Origin of the sequence: Actinomycetospora aurantiaca, assembly GCF_037401875.1 — a bacterium.
Taxonomy (GTDB): Bacteria; Actinomycetota; Actinomycetes; order Mycobacteriales; family Pseudonocardiaceae; genus Actinomycetospora; species Actinomycetospora aurantiaca.
In genome coordinates this window covers 57,809-71,084 of the sequence record NZ_JBBEGN010000007.1, presented here as the reverse complement: position 1 = coordinate 71,084, position 13,276 = coordinate 57,809, and the positions used below count along the sequence as shown (strand labels likewise).

The 13,276-nt window shown below is 73.6% G+C and carries 15 protein-coding genes; 6 read left to right on the top strand and 9 right to left on the bottom strand.

Annotation, left to right across the window (positions count from 1 at the left end):
• Positions 1-48: 48 nt before the first annotated feature.
• Together WCD74_RS15675 and WCD74_RS15670 are read right to left on the bottom strand one after the other, a co-directional pair.
• Positions 49-1,041: a cation diffusion facilitator family transporter gene (locus WCD74_RS15675; RefSeq protein WP_337695795.1), complete on the bottom strand. Its 993-nt coding sequence runs from the start codon at positions 1,039-1,041 to the stop codon at positions 49-51.
• Between the two features lie 379 nt (positions 1,042-1,420).
• The gene (locus WCD74_RS15670; protein ID WP_337695794.1) at positions 1,421-1,795 is read right to left on the bottom strand and encodes a Uma2 family endonuclease; all 375 of its coding nucleotides are present in this window, start codon (positions 1,793-1,795) and stop codon (positions 1,421-1,423) included.
• 228 nt (positions 1,796-2,023) lie between these two features.
• Between WCD74_RS15670 and WCD74_RS15665 the strand changes: the two genes are divergently transcribed.
• Entirely contained in the window at positions 2,024-2,560 is a 537-nt protein-coding gene (locus WCD74_RS15665; RefSeq protein ID WP_337695793.1) for a GNAT family N-acetyltransferase, read from the top strand.
• Positions 2,561-2,573: 13 nt separating this feature from the next.
• Here the strand turns inward: WCD74_RS15665 and WCD74_RS15660 are convergent, their stop codons facing one another.
• Positions 2,574-3,239 carry a response regulator gene (locus WCD74_RS15660; protein ID WP_337695792.1) on the bottom strand — a complete coding sequence of 222 codons (666 nt, stop codon included), beginning with the start codon at positions 3,237-3,239 and terminating at the stop codon, positions 2,574-2,576.
• A gap of 13 nt (positions 3,240-3,252) precedes the next feature.
• The gene (locus WCD74_RS15655) at positions 3,253-4,407 is read right to left on the bottom strand and encodes a sensor histidine kinase (protein ID WP_337695791.1); all 1,155 of its coding nucleotides are present in this window, start codon (positions 4,405-4,407) and stop codon (positions 3,253-3,255) included.
• A gap of 185 nt (positions 4,408-4,592) precedes the next feature.
• On the opposite strand from WCD74_RS15655, the gene WCD74_RS15650 reads away from it, so the two are divergent.
• From WCD74_RS15650 to WCD74_RS15630, 5 genes are read left to right on the top strand one after another with little or no spacing between them, the layout of a single operon-like run.
• The gene (locus WCD74_RS15650; protein WP_337695790.1) at positions 4,593-5,048 is read left to right on the top strand and encodes a hypothetical protein; all 456 of its coding nucleotides are present in this window, start codon (positions 4,593-4,595) and stop codon (positions 5,046-5,048) included.
• 50 nt (positions 5,049-5,098) lie between these two features.
• On the top strand, positions 5,099-5,731 hold the full coding sequence (locus tag WCD74_RS15645; protein ID WP_337695789.1) for a class I SAM-dependent methyltransferase: 633 nt from the start codon (positions 5,099-5,101) through the stop codon (positions 5,729-5,731).
• The gene (locus tag WCD74_RS15640; protein WP_337695788.1) at positions 5,728-7,308 is read left to right on the top strand and encodes a Na+/H+ antiporter; all 1,581 of its coding nucleotides are present in this window, start codon (positions 5,728-5,730) and stop codon (positions 7,306-7,308) included. The genes WCD74_RS15645 and WCD74_RS15640 overlap by 4 nt, the downstream gene beginning before the upstream one ends.
• Before the next feature lie 17 nt (positions 7,309-7,325).
• Positions 7,326-8,597 (top strand): ATP-binding protein, encoded by a 1,272-nt coding sequence (locus WCD74_RS15635; protein WP_337695787.1) that lies wholly within the window; start codon positions 7,326-7,328, stop codon positions 8,595-8,597.
• Positions 8,594-9,751 (top strand): tetratricopeptide repeat protein, encoded by a 1,158-nt coding sequence (locus tag WCD74_RS15630; protein ID WP_337695786.1) that lies wholly within the window; start codon positions 8,594-8,596, stop codon positions 9,749-9,751. Before WCD74_RS15635 ends, WCD74_RS15630 begins: the two co-directional genes overlap by 4 nt.
• Here the strand turns inward: WCD74_RS15630 and WCD74_RS15625 are convergent.
• The 5 genes from WCD74_RS15625 to WCD74_RS15605 form a co-directional block, all read right to left on the bottom strand.
• Positions 9,735-10,043, bottom strand: a complete 309-nt coding sequence (locus WCD74_RS15625) for an EthD family reductase (protein ID WP_337695785.1) — start codon at positions 10,041-10,043, stop codon at positions 9,735-9,737. The genes WCD74_RS15630 and WCD74_RS15625 overlap by 17 nt on opposite strands.
• A gap of 29 nt (positions 10,044-10,072) precedes the next feature.
• Positions 10,073-11,059 carry a phytanoyl-CoA dioxygenase family protein gene (locus WCD74_RS15620; protein ID WP_337695784.1) on the bottom strand — a complete coding sequence of 329 codons (987 nt, stop codon included), beginning with the start codon at positions 11,057-11,059 and terminating at the stop codon, positions 10,073-10,075.
• Positions 11,056-11,892, bottom strand: coding sequence for a class I SAM-dependent methyltransferase (locus WCD74_RS15615; protein ID WP_337695783.1), 837 nt, complete (start codon positions 11,890-11,892; stop codon positions 11,056-11,058). Before WCD74_RS15615 ends, WCD74_RS15620 begins: the two co-directional genes overlap by 4 nt.
• Positions 11,893-12,014: 122 nt before the next feature.
• A complete protein-coding gene (locus WCD74_RS15610) occupies positions 12,015-12,653 on the bottom strand; it encodes a TMEM175 family protein (RefSeq protein ID WP_337695782.1) in 639 nt (212 codons plus the stop codon).
• Complete coding sequence (locus WCD74_RS15605; RefSeq protein ID WP_337695781.1) at positions 12,650-13,264, bottom strand: histidine phosphatase family protein; 615 nt, start codon at positions 13,262-13,264, stop codon at positions 12,650-12,652. The genes WCD74_RS15610 and WCD74_RS15605 overlap by 4 nt, the downstream gene beginning before the upstream one ends.
• Positions 13,265-13,276: the final 12 nt, after the last annotated feature.

Below are 13,276 nucleotides of genomic sequence, written 5' to 3'. Positions count from 1 at the left end.
GCCGGCCCGTCCGGGCGGCGACGTGAAGCCTGGGTGAGTGCTGTGTGCTCAGATTTGCCGCGGTGTCACGGGGTCGTTACGCACTCTCCGAACCGGTGGCGGCGCGCAGTGCTCCTCGTGGTCCGCGTGCTCGGCGGTCTCGATCTGCAGCGTCGAGTGGTCGATCCCGAAGTGCTCGCGCAGCGCCTCCCCCGCCCGGTCCAGCACGCTCGCGCCGTCGGCGCGGCCCTCGCAGTGCGGGGTGGCGTCCTCGTCCACCACGAGGTGCGCGGACGCCGCGGGGACCCGGTCGGAGATGACCCAGACGTGCAGGTCGTGCACCTCACGCACGCCCGGCACCCCGAGCAGGGCCACGCGGACCTCCTCGACGTCGACCCCGGGAGGGGCGCCCTCGAGCAGCACGTGGGCGGTGCTGGACAGGAGTGCGACGGTCCTCGGGACGAGGATCGCGACGATGACGAGGGAGGCGATCACGTCGGCGTAGGGCCAGCCGGTCAGCAGCACGACGCCCGCCGCGACCATCACGGCGACCGACCCGAGCGCATCCCCGAGCACGTGCAGCGCCGCACCGCGGACGTTGAGCGACCCGGAGCCGCCGGAGAGCACGGCCAGCGAGACGAGGTTGCCGACCAGACCGACGGCACCGAACACGAGCAGCGTCAGCCCCGGGATCTCCGGTGGGGTGTCCGCGAGCAGGCGCTCGACCGCCTCCACCGCGACCCACACGGTGACGGCGAGCAGGGCGAGGGCGTTCACGGCGGCGCCCAGCACCTCGCTGCGGCCCAGGCCGAAGGTCCGCCGGGCCGTCGGCGGACGCTGTGCGAGCCGGGCGGCGACCACGGCCGTGACGAGGGCGGCCACGTCGGTGACCTGGTGCCCGAGGTCCGCGAGCAGCGACAGCGAGCCGGTGATCCAGGCACCGACGGCCCCGGAGACGAGGACGAGCGCGGTGATGACGAGCGCGATCGTCAGCCGCCGGCCGTCCGCGGCCGCGCCGTGCGCGTGACCGTGACCATGGCCGTGCCCGTGATCGTGCCCCATGACCCGGACGATACATGCACGCATGCGCATGTCGAGACGACGCGTCGGTGACGTCGGCCGCCTGCCGAGTGCGATCGTCCCGCGATCGAGTGCGACATCTGGCAGCTTCCGGGCGCCCCGGACCTGCGTCATGGCGCACTCGGCGGGGGCGCGCAGGAACTCGGCCGACCCGCCGACCCGGAGGGCTGGCGTCCACCACCTACGACGTCGAGCTGACGGATGGCTGGTCGTGAGGTGCCGCGCGCGACACCCCGTGATCGAGCGTGACGCTCGGCGACGTCCGAGCTCCAGACGTGCGGCAGAACCGATTCCGGTGGAATCGGTTCTGCCGCATGGTTCGTGGGGAGTGACCTCGACCGCCTGCCGAGTGCCGGCCCGCCTACTGCGTGATCGTCGGCCCGAAGGCCAGTGCCGCAGGTCCGTGGTGCTCCGCGACGAGCCGGTACGAGGCTCCGCCGAGCACGAACTCGGTGGTCGGGCCGTCGAGGTCGAGGATCACGTAGTGCGCGATGCCGACCTCCGCGTACTCGGCGAGCTTCGCCACGCGGTCGATCCGCCGCGAGCCGGTCGAGAGGACCTCCACGACCGCGACGACGTCCTCGGGCCGGGCGCGGGCCCGGTCGTCGACGATCGATGTCGGTACGACGAGCACGTCCGGGACGCGGACCGTCGCAGGCCCGGCACCGTCGACGAGCTCGACCTCGGGCAGTGCGGTCAGGTCCGGTGCGAGCCCGTCCCGGGGCTGTCGGCACACAGGTGGTGGGGCGGATGTGGGGGCCGTGCGGGGCCGGCAGCGGTCATGGTCATCTCACCTCCTCCGACGCACCGGATCGTCGCACGGTTCCGGAAGCCCGGATCGCGACGATCGAGTGCGACACCTGGCAGCTGTCGGGCGCCCCGGACCTGCGTCATGGCGCACTCGGCGGGGGGCGCGCGGAAACTCGGCCGACCCACCGTTCCCAGAGGGCTACCGTCCACCGACGTGGAGGTGACCTTCCGCCACGTCACGGCGGACGACTTCGCGCTGATCGGGCGCTGGCTCGCGGAGCCGCACGTCGAGCGCTGGTGGGCGCACGAGTGGAGCCCGGAGGCGATCGAGCGCGACTTCGGGCCCACCCTGCGCGGCGAGGAGCCGGCCGAGGACCTGATCGCGAGCGCGTACGGCCGGCCGATCGGGCTGTGCCAGCGCTCGTTCTGGTACGCCTACCCCGACGAGGTCGAGGAGTTCGCGCCCTACCTCGACGTCCCCCGCGACGCCATGACGATCGACTACCTCCTCGGCGAGCCCGCGGACGTCGGGCAGGGCCTGGGCACGGCGCTGATCCGGGACCTCGCCACGGACACGTTCGCCGCCCACCCCGGCTGCGGCGTGCTCCTCGTCCCCGTGAACGCCGGCAACCCCGCCTCGTGGCGGGCGCTGGAGAAGGCGGGGTTCCGCTTCGTCGCGCACGCTCGCGCCGAACCCGACAATCCGATCGACCCGCCCGACCATCGCGTCTACCGGTTCGACCGACCATGACGCGGGAGGGTCGTCAGTCCGTGCCGCCACCGGGCTCGACGAGGCCGGACTCGTACGCCAGGACGACGGCCTGAACCCGATCTCGCAGACCGAGTTTGCGGAGCAGATGGTTCACGTGGGTCTTCACCGTCCCCTCACTGAGGAACAGGTCCCGAGCGATCTCGAGGTTCGACATGCCGCGAGCGACGAGACGCAGGACCTCCGCCTCGCGCTCGCTGATCTGCGCCAGCACCTCCCGGCCCGCCACCTCGGGCGAAGGTCGAGCGACGAACCGTTCGACGAGCCGGCGCGTGATGGCGGGATCGAGGAGCGACTCCCCGGCCGCCACCACGCGCACGGCGTGGGCCAGGTGCTCGGGCGGAACGCTCTTGAGGAGGAAGCCGCCCGCACCGGCGCGTAGCGCGTCGTAGACGTGTGCGTCCCGGTCGAACGTGGTCAGCATCAGGACACGGGTCGCCGACGACGATCGAGCGATCCGTCGCGTCGCCTCGAGACCGTCGAGCACCGGCATACGGACATCCATCAGCACCACGGCCGGCTGGTGCTCGACCACGACGCGGACGGCCTCCTCGCCGTCCGCGGCCTCGGCGACGACGACGAGGTCCCCCTGCGCCTCGAGGATCATCCGGATCCCGCCCCGGACCAGGGCCTCGTCGTCGGCAACGACCACCTGGATCACGATCGTGCCCGGCTCACACCGGCACGCCCTGTCGAGGCAGACGCGCACGCACCGACCAACCGCCATCGGGGAGAGGACCGGCCGCCAGTTCGCCGTCGAACACCGCCACGCGCTCACGCATCCCGAGCAGGCCGAGACCCGTCCCTCGGGAACCGTCGCGCTCGACGGGAGGAGAGCCGTGGTCGTCCACCTCGACCATGACCTCGTCCGGGGCGTAGTGAAGTCGCACGACGACGCCCTCGCGAGCACCGTGCCGCAGGGCGTTGGTGAGGGCCTCCTGCACGATCCGGTGCACCGTCAGCGCGAGGCTCGGGGCGACGTCCTCGGCCTCTCCGAGCGTGACGACCGTGATGGGGAGACCACCGGCACGGGTGCGCTCGACGAGTTCCGCGACCACGGGTTCGCCGCCGGCCGAGTCCGGGGCGTCCTCGTCACGGCGCAGCAGCCCGAGCAGGCGATGCATGTCCTCGAGGGATCGGCGCCCGTTCTCCTCGACGGCCAGGAGGGCGGCGGTGACGGCGGGCTGGTCGCCGGCCAGCACCTGTCGGGCGGCCCCGGCCTGCAGGGTCATGATGCTGATGCCGTGCGCGACCACGTCGAGAAGCTCGCGTGCGATCCGAGCTTGCTCTCCGCGAACCGCCTCCCGGGTCCTCTCGTCCTGGTCGCGAACCGCCAGGATCGCCTCCACCCGGAGCTGCTCCGCGCGGCTGCGCCACCGCCGTGCACCTCGGCCCAGAGCCCAGACGCCGACGAAGATGGCCGCGTTGGCGACGACATCGGCGATGCTGGTCTCCTGCCAGAACAGCACGTCGTAGAGGTGCACCCCGACGAGGACGCCGACCAGCCCGACAACGGCCCGTCCGCGGCCGCACCGAAGCGCCACGGAATGCGTCACGATGATCAGGACGAGGAAGCCCCCCACGACGGACGCGGCGCCGAGCGGTGTCTGGACGGCCATGGCCGAGGCGCAGGTCAGGGCGGCCGCGAGCGGAGCCGCACGGCGGGCCGCGACAGCGACCGTCGCGACCAGGAACGCGATCCGCTGAGCCCACTCCGGGCCCTCGACGACATCCGCGAACGTCAACTCGAGCTGAGTGGCGACACCGAGCAGGAATGCCAATAGCACGTCGGCGGCCACGGGAGGGAGGCGGGACCACCGCTCGGTCATGGCCGCGGACGCTAGTCGGACGAATCGACCTCCGTCATCCATCCCAGGAGGTGGTCGACCACGTCGCAGGGTCTGTTCACGGTCCTCCTTCATCGGCCGGAGACGGCACCTCGAGCAGACGACCGGTGAGGAGTCGCGCTCATAGCGTCGATCGGACCCGTCCCACCCTGGAGAGGACCCCTCCGATGACGACCACCTCTGCCGATCCCTCCTCGTCCGTCACCCGTCTCGCGATCGGCGCAGGAGCAATTCTCCTCATGATCGTGGCGAGCGTGGTCGGGCTCCTCGTCGGACCGGAGCACCGCGTCGACAGCGGCGACCTGATCGTGCTCTCGCTCCAGCTCGGCGGCGCCGTCCTCGTGTGGGCGGTCGTCCTCCTCCTCGCCCGCGAGCCCGACGCCGGAAACCGTGTTGCGGCGGGTGCACTCGTCCTCGGCGTTCTCGGAACCCTCGGATGCGTCGCCTTCTGGGTCGGGGTCCCGCTGGTGCTCGGGGTCGGCGCGATTGTCCTGGGCCGACTCGGGATCACCCGCGCCGCGCACGGCGCCGGTCGTGTGGTGCTCGCGCGCGTCGGTCTGGCGAGTGGCGTCCTCGCGGTCGTGCTGTGGCTCGCCGCCTTCGTCTTCGTCCAGGAATGGTGAGTCCGGCCGACGACACGGTCGCCGCCTTCGCCCCGGACTAACATGCGCCGGTGCCCGACAACCCCTGGCTCGTCGTCACCGGAGGCACCGCCGGCCCCGGGTACGCGCAGCGCTTCGCGGCGATGGCCGCCGAGGGCGCGGACCTGCACGGCGAGGCCCGCCGGGTCCACGCCCTGCTCGGCGGCCGGCGCAGCGACGTGCTCGACGCCGGGTGCGGCACGGGGCGGGTCGCGATCCACCTGGCCGAGCTGGGGCACCGCGTCGTCGGGGTCGATCTGGACGCCTCGATGCTCGACGGGGCCCGGGCCGCGGCGCCGGACCGGGAGTGGCTCCTGCGCGACCTGTCGACGCTCGACCTCGGCCGGCGGTTCGACCTCGTCGTCGGCGCGGGGAACCTCTGGCCGCTGCTCACCCCGGGGACCCATGCGGGAGTGATCGCCCGGCTCGCCGCGCACCTGCGGCCCGGCGGTCTGCTCGTCCTCGGGTTCGGGCTCGACGACGAGCACGTGCCCTTCACCCTGCCCGACGGCGTCCCGTTCCCCGACCTGCACGCTTACGACACGGCCGCCGTCGGCGCCGGCCTGCAGCTGCTCGCGCGCACCGCCGACTGGGACGGGACCGAGCCCTATGCCGGCGGCGGCTACGCGGTGAGCGTCCACCGTCGAGGGAGCACCACGCCGTGAACGGCCTCGCGCTGCTGATCGTCCTCGTCGTCTCGCTCGGGGTCACCGCCCTCGCCGACCGCTTCCGCATCTCCTCCCCGCTGCTGCTCGTGGTGGTGGGGCTCGGGCTGTCGTTCGTCCCGGGCGTCCCGAACGTGCCGCTGGACCCCGACCTCGTCCTGTTCCTGGTCCTCCCACCGCTGCTGTACTCCGCCGCCCTGGAGTCGTCCGCGCTGCGCATCCGGGAGAACCTCAACCGCATCGGCCAGCTGGCGTTCGGGCTGGTCATCTTCACGACGGCGGTCGTGGGTCTCGTCGCGTGGTGGGTCGTCCCGGGCCTGCCGCTGGCGAGCGCCCTCGTCCTCGGCGCGGTCGTGGCCCCGCCGGACGCGGTCGCCGCCGCCTCCATCGGCCGCCGCCTCGGTCTGAACCGGCGGATGATGACCGTCCTCGAGGGCGAGAGCCTGCTGAACGACGCCACGGCGCTGACGCTGTTCCGGGTGCTCCTGGCGGTCGCACTCGGCGCGGGAGCCTCGATCGGGGAGGGCCTGCTCGAGTTCCTGATCGCGGCGGTCGGCGGGATCGCGATCGGCGCGGTCGCCGGCTGGGTGATCCACCGGGTGCGGCTGCGGCTGGGCGACTCGTCGCTGGAGAGCGCGGTCGGGCTCGTCGTGCCGTTCGCGATCTACCTGCTGGCCGAGGACCTGCACGCCTCCGGGGTGCTCGCCGTCGTGATCGCCGGCCTGTACCTGGGCCACAAGTCCACGGAGGGCGGGTTCGCGACCCGCATCCAGGACCAGGCGGTGTGGAAGGCCCTCGACCGCCTGCTCGAGGCATTGGTGTTCGCGCTGATCGGGCTGCAGCTCGCCGTGGTCGTCGCCGACCTGCGCATCTCCTTCGGCACCGTCGTCGCGTCGTCGCTCGCGGTCCTCGCGGCGGTGATCCTCGCCCGCTTCGCCTGGATGTTCCCGACGATCTACCTGCCGCGGCTGCTGCCGAAGGTCCGGGCGCGGGGCCCGGCGATGCCGTGGCGGGTGCCGACGGTGCTCTCGTGGGCCGGCATGCGCGGGGTGGTCACGCTCGCCGCCGCCTTCGCGATCGACCCCGCGATGCCGGGACGGGACGTCGTGCTCTTCCTGGCGTTCGTCGTCACCGTGGGGACGCTGCTCCTGCAGGGGCTCACGCTGCCGTGGGTGATCCGGCGGCTCGACGTGAGCGACACCGGCGCGCAGAAGGACACGCTCCAGGAGGCGGCCGCCAAGCAGGCCGCCGCCGAGACCGCGCTGGCCCGGCTGGAGGAGCTCACCTCCGGCGACGGCGACCGCACTCCCGACCACATCACCGACCAGCTCCGGTCGTGGGCCCAGCACCGCTCCAACGGCGCCTGGGAACGGCTGGGCCGCCCCGCGGAGGAGATCGGCGAGTCGCCGTCGGTCGCCTTCGTCCGGCTCCGGCGCGCCATGCTCGAGGCCGAGCGGCACACGTTCGTGCGGTTCCGCGACATGGGGCGGCTCGAGGAGTCGGCGATGCGCGAGCTGCTGCGCGAGCTGGACTACGAGCAGGCGATGCTCGAGACCGACCGCCCCGCGTCGGGATGACGCTCTAGCCTGTCCGTGTGACCGGCCCCGACCACGCCGCTCCCCTGCTCGCCAGCCTCCGGGCCGCCGTCGCGGCGGCCCCGGACGACGCCACGCTCCGCCTGCACCTCGCCGAGCTGCTGATCGACGCCGGGCAGCAGCAGGAGGCCGTCACGCACGTGGCGGCCGTCCTGGGTCGCGAACCCGGCCACGCGCACGCCGCCGCGCTCATGGGCCGTGCCCTCGGTGCGCCGCGCGAGCCGGACCCGTCGCCCGGACCCGCCGCCGAGCCGCCCCGACCCGCCGTCGCGAACGGGTTCGACTGGGCCGCGGCGGAGGCCGAGGTGAGCGACGTCGTCGGGCCGCGGTTCGCGCCGGACGACGCGGCCGGGCCCGAGCCCGTCCCGGTCGGGCCACCCACCGGCGGCGGGCGCTTCGCCGTGGAGCGGCCGGACCTGCGCCTGGCCGACGTCGGCGGCATGGACGCGGTGAAGAAGCGCCTCGAGGCCGCGTTCCTCGCGCCGATGCGCAACGAGAAGCTGCGCGCGCTCTACGGCAAGAGCCTGCGCGGCGGGCTGCTCCTCTACGGCCCGCCCGGGTGCGGCAAGACGTTCTTCGCCCGGGCGCTGGCGGGCGAGCTGGGCGCGGGCTTCCTCGCGGTCGGCATCCACGACGTGCTCGACCAGTGGACCGGCAACTCCGAGCGCAACATGCACGACGTCTTCCTCGCCGCCCGCGCCGCCGCCCCGTGCGTGCTGTTCTTCGACGAGCTGGACGGCATCGCGCAGAAGCGGTCCGCGGTGGTCGGCGGCGCGTTGCGGCAGGTAATCACACAGATGCTCGCCGAGCTGGACGGGGTGTCCGCGGACAACGAGGGCGTGTTCATGCTCGCGGCCAGCAACATGCCGTGGGACGTCGACCCGGCCCTGCGACGCCCGGGCCGCTTCGACCGCACGGTGCTGGTGATCCCCCCGGACGACGACGCGCGGCGCGCCATCCTGGAGTACCACCTGCGCGACCGGCCGGTGGAGAACGTGAAGCTCAAGCCGCTCGTCGCGCGCACCGACGGCTTCTCCGGGGCCGATCTCGCGCACCTCTGCGAGGCCGCCACCGAACACGCCCTGCTCGACTCCGTGGCCACCGGCACCGCCCGCATGATCACCCAGGACGACCTGCTCGCCGCTGCGGCCGAGGTGCGCCCCTCCACCGGCCCGTGGTTCACGACGGCGCGGCAGGTGGCGCTCTACGCGAACGCCGACGGCTCCTACGACGACCTGGCCGCCTACATGAAGCGCCGCAAGCTGCTGTGAGCGAGGGCAGCGAGGGTGAGTCCCGCCGTCGGGCGGGTCTGCTGGTCGACGCCCGGCAGTACGACCTCGCCCGCCCGGAGATCGCCCGCGCGCTCGCGGAGGACCCCGAGGACGGCGCCGCCTTCCACGTGCTCGCCCTGCTCGAGCAGCGGGTCGGTCAGTTCGACGCCGCCCTCGAGGCGCTGGACCGGGCCGCGGCACTGGGCGTGCCCGCGGTGTCGACCCTGCACACGCGGATGAACACGCTCTACCACGCGCGGCGGTTCACCGAGGCCGTGCCGGTCGCCGAGGAGCTGTTGCGCCACGCGCCGCAGCACGTGCAGGCCCACGTGCTGCTCGCCCAGATGCTCGGCGGCGAGGGCCGGGCGGACTACCACCGCGCCCGCACGCACGGGGAGTACGCCGTCTCGCTGGCCCCGGAGAACGACCACGCGCACTACGCCCTCGGCCAGGTCCTCGCCTCGACCCACGGCCGCTGGGGCGCCCGGGCCGCCCTCCCCCACCTGCGCGAGGCGGTGCGGCTCAAGCCGGACGACCCCGCCAACCTCAACGCGCTCGGCGTCGTCGACCTGACGCTGGGTCGGTCGGGACGCGCCCTGCGGTCCTTCGCCGACGCCCTCGCCGCCGACCCGACGCTCGAACCGGCCGCGTTCAACGTGCCGCTGGCGATGCTCGGACTGGTCCGCCGGGCCGGGCTGTGCGTCACGCTGCTGCTGCTCGCCGCCGCGGTGACCGGCGTGGCGCTGGCACCGATGCGGTCGGTGGCCGTCGGGGACGGGCCGGGTGCGGGTCCGCTGGGCCACGTCGTCGCGGTCGTGGCGGTGGTCGCGGTGCTGGGGCTGGTCGTCGCGGGGGTGCGGCGGGCGGTCCCGCCGTCGGTGCGTCCCGCCGCGGCCCGGGCGTGGCGCCGCGACCCGGTGCTGGCGCCCCTGGTGTTGTCCTCCATGGTCGCGGCCGTCGTCGCCGTCGTCATGGTGGCGCTGCCCGTGCCAAACGGGGTGCACGTGCCGCCGCTGCTGCTGCTCGCGGTGGCGGTGCGCATCGTGGCCGGCCTGCTCAGCCGTTCCCGCACCGCCCGCTACGGCCGCGACCGGCGCGACGAGCGGGCGGAGCTGTGGCGGCCCCGCCCGCGCGCGGTCACACCTCGCGGGTGAGCTCCTGGAACTCCATGTCCATCCCGGCCTGGGCGAAGTTGTCCAGGTCGGCGACCGCAGCCTGGCCCTCCTCGGAGCCCAGGGACGCCTGCGCGGCCTCCTTGGAGTCCCAGTCGATCACCGCGACGAGCGCGTGCGCCGGCGTGGAACCGTCCGGGGTCTCGCAGACGCCCCAGGAGAACGAGCGCACGTTCGGCAGCTTCGCCGCGAGCTTGGCGTGCACGTCGCGGTAGTGGGTGACGAAGGCGTCCCGGTCGGCGGGGTGGTGGTAGCTGGCGGTCAGGCGGTACATCGACGAACCTCCCGGTTGTGACGGTGGCCTCAGCGAACCAGGCCCGACCCGTCGTCGGGAAGGGGTCCCGTGACGATGGGGTTGCGCGCGCTCGCGGCGGGCTGGCCCGGCTCGGTGTCCGGCACGAACAGCCGCCAGTCGCCGCTGACCATCGTCGGGTGGTCGATCACCCGGGCCCCGTCGGCGTAGTAGGTCGCGCCCAGCACCATCCGGGGCCGGGTGGTGCGGTTCGCGCCGGCGGTGTGGAAGCACAGGGTCGAGTGGAAGCTGACGTCGCCGAGGGCGAACGGCTCGTCGTGCACGACGACGCCCGCCTCGCGCAGCGCCTCCGACACGCGCAGGTCGTAGGACGTCCCCACCTTGTCGAAGGGCAGGTCGGCGAGCAGGCGCCACGTGTCCATCCCGCGGGCGAACGACAGGGGGCCCATCGCGGCCGGCACCGCCTGCAGGGGCATCCACGTGGAGATCACGTCGTGCGAGTCGAGCGGGAAGTGGTGGGCGTCGTGGTGCCAGGGCGTGCGGCCCGCGCCGGGCTCCTTGCACAGGGCGCTGTCGTGGTATAGCCGCAGCGTGTCGTGGCCGAGGAGGGCGGCGCAGATGCCGGCGATCCGCGGGGAGAGCACCGCCGCGCGGACCAGCGGGTCCTCGAGCCACATCATCTCTCGGGCCCGCAGCGACGAACCGGTGGTGGTGGCCAGCAGGTCGACGAGCCGTCGGCGCAGCACCTCGGCGGCGCCCGGGGTCACCACGCGCGGCAGGACGACGAAGCCGTCGGCCGCGAAGGCCCCGGCCGCGCCGAGCGGCAGCTCGTAGGGCACGGCGAGCTCGGCGATCACCGCGGGCTCGTCGGGCAGCGGGCCGGACTCGGGCTCCGGGACGTCGACGAGGGCCGTCTCCGGTCCGCCCTCGGCCAGGGACATGTACCAGTCCCACCACTGCTCGTTGTCGCCGTCCCACGCGGGCGCGACGTCGTCGGCCGCACCGGCCGCGGTGGCCTGCGACAGGTGCGGGTTCATGCGGGGACCTCCCAGACGATGACGTCGACGAGCTGGGTGAAGCGGTATCCGTCCGAGCCGAGCAGCGGCGCGAGGTAGTCGGCCACGGGCCCCTCGACCTCCATCCGCGCGAGGGGCACCGAGTCGTCGAAGACGCAGCGCTGCAGGAAGCCCTCGATCACCGCCCGGTCCGGGTGCCCGACGTCGTAGCGGATGGTGGTGACCTCCGGGACGACGCCGGCCCGGGTGAGGGCGTCGCGGACCTGCTCCGCCGTCGTGAAGGGGACCGCGTCCGGGGAGAAGGTCGCCCGGTAGGCGTCGGCGAAGCGCAGGTAGTGCGAGTCCGACCGGGCGTGGACGATCGCGCCGAACCCGCCCGGGCGCTGCGCGGCCACCATCCGCGCGATCCCGACGCCGATCTCGTGCGGCGGGACGGCGTAGAGGGCGTGCGTGGCCCAGGCGACGTCGACGTCCCCGACGTCCGCGGGCAGGTCCTGGATCCGCACCTCGTGCTCGGCGCGCACCGTGAACGGCGCCTCGAGGACCGACCGTGCCTCGGCGAGCGAGAACGCGGACGGGTCGAGCAGGTCGATCTCGACCCGGACGTCGCCGAGGTCGGCCGCGAGACCCTGCCGCTGGAGCTCGGCGGGGAACTTCCCGCTGCCGCAGGCGACGTCGAGGACGCGGACCCGGCCGTCCCGGGCGTGTGCCCGCAGGTCGGCGGCCCAGTCGCGAGCGGCGACCATCTGCCGGTAGTCCTCGGCGGCGAGGGCGTAGAAGGCCTCCATGCCCGCCCGCCCCTGCTCGGCCCAGTGGGCGAGACTGCGTTCCTCGGTGCTCCCCGGTTGGGGCATGGGGCGGTGCCTCCGTGGTCGGCGCCGCGCCCCGGGAGTGGAGGACGGCAACTCCATGGCACGCAACCACGGGGTGGCCGGAGCGGCAACGCGAACCGTCCCGACCCGTCGTCGGGAACGGGTCAGGTGCGGCGGAGACGCTGGACGACCCGCGTCGTCAGCGGGTCGAGGAACAGTGCGAAGAGGGCGAAGTAGTTGACCTGTGGGAGGACCAGGACGAGCAGGAACGCGAGGCCGACGTCGACGGTGGCGGCCGTCGACCCGACGACGAAGGCCTCCGGTGGCCGACGCGGGTCGTCCTCCGCGAGCGCGGTCCGCCGCATGAGAACGGTCATCGCCGTCAACAGGCCGCTGCAGACGAGGAGCACGCCGATGTAGGTCCGCAGCACGAACGGTTCCGACCCGTAGGTCGCGACCATCTCCGTCATGAACGGCAGCACGACGATCGTCAGCACCCACGCGAGGTTCAGCAGGACCAGCAACCCGGTGAGCCGGCCCCCGAAGCCGAACAACCGGTGGTGGACCAGCCAGAAGCGCCCGATCACGACGAAGCTGAGCAGGAAGCTCCAGAAGACCGGGGCGTTCTCCGTGACCACGTCGATCGGCGGCTGGTCCGGCCGGTCGGAGGGCGGCAGCAGTTCGGTGAGCTGGAGCACCAGCAGCGTCAGCGCGATGGCCACCGACGCGTCGACGAAGGCGACCATCCGCCCCGCACCGGGCAGGGAGTCGGGGTCCGGCTCCCGCTCGGTAGGAGTGCTCACAGCACGTCCGCGACGTGCCCGGTCTCGTTGACCGACCGCACCCGGCGTCGCCCGCTGCGCGAGACGAGCACGCGGGACAGGCCGACGTGGTCGAGCGGGAACGTCAACGGCCGCGCCAGGGCGAGCTCCAGCGCGAGGAACAGGTTGATCGTCCCGGCGTGGCAGACGACGAGCACGGACTCGCGGCCGGCGTCGGCGTGGCGGGCGACGATGCGGTCGAAGGCGTCGCGCACGCGCGCGGTGAACGCCCCGACGTCGACGAACCCGGGCAGGAAGCCCTCGGAGATGCGCTGCCAGTCCGGGTCGTCGGACCCGAGCCGCTCGTGGACCGGGGTGTAGGACGAGCGCCCCATGTCGAACTCCGCGAGGTCCTCGTCGACGACCGGGGTCAGACCGAGGGCGTTCGCGGCCGGCTGGGCGGTCTCCTGCGCGCGCCGCATGCCGGAGACGACGATCTCGGTGATCTTCTCCCCGGTGTTGTTCGCGGCCCACCAGCCGAGGGCGCTCGCCTGCACCCGGCCCCGCGACGAGAGCTCGGGGTCGGCGGGCGGGCCGCCCTCACCGGTGTCGGCGGCGACCGGCTCGGCGTGCCGGGCGAGGATGAGCTGCATCGATCTGTTCCC

What these genes read in the sequence shown, in the direction of transcription:
- WCD74_RS15625 (WP_337695785.1), bottom strand. Translation starts at nt 10,043, where the DNA reads ATGTACCGCCTGACCGCCAGCTACCACCACCCCGCCGACCGGGACGCC.
- WCD74_RS15620 (WP_337695784.1), bottom strand. Translation starts at nt 11,059, where the DNA reads ATGAACCCGCACCTGTCGCAGGCCACCGCGGCCGGTGCGGCCGACGAC.
- WCD74_RS15655 (WP_337695791.1), bottom strand. Translation starts at nt 4,407, where the DNA reads ATGACCGAGCGGTGGTCCCGCCTCCCTCCCGTGGCCGCCGACGTGCTA.
- WCD74_RS15675 (WP_337695795.1), bottom strand. Translation starts at nt 1,041, where the DNA reads ATGGGGCACGATCACGGGCACGGCCATGGTCACGGTCACGCGCACGGC.
- WCD74_RS15605 (WP_337695781.1), bottom strand. Translation starts at nt 13,264, where the DNA reads ATGCAGCTCATCCTCGCCCGGCACGCCGAGCCGGTCGCCGCCGACACC.
- WCD74_RS15650 (WP_337695790.1), top strand. Translation starts at nt 4,593, where the DNA reads ATGACGACCACCTCTGCCGATCCCTCCTCGTCCGTCACCCGTCTCGCG.
- WCD74_RS15615 (WP_337695783.1), bottom strand. Translation starts at nt 11,892, where the DNA reads ATGCCCCAACCGGGGAGCACCGAGGAACGCAGTCTCGCCCACTGGGCC.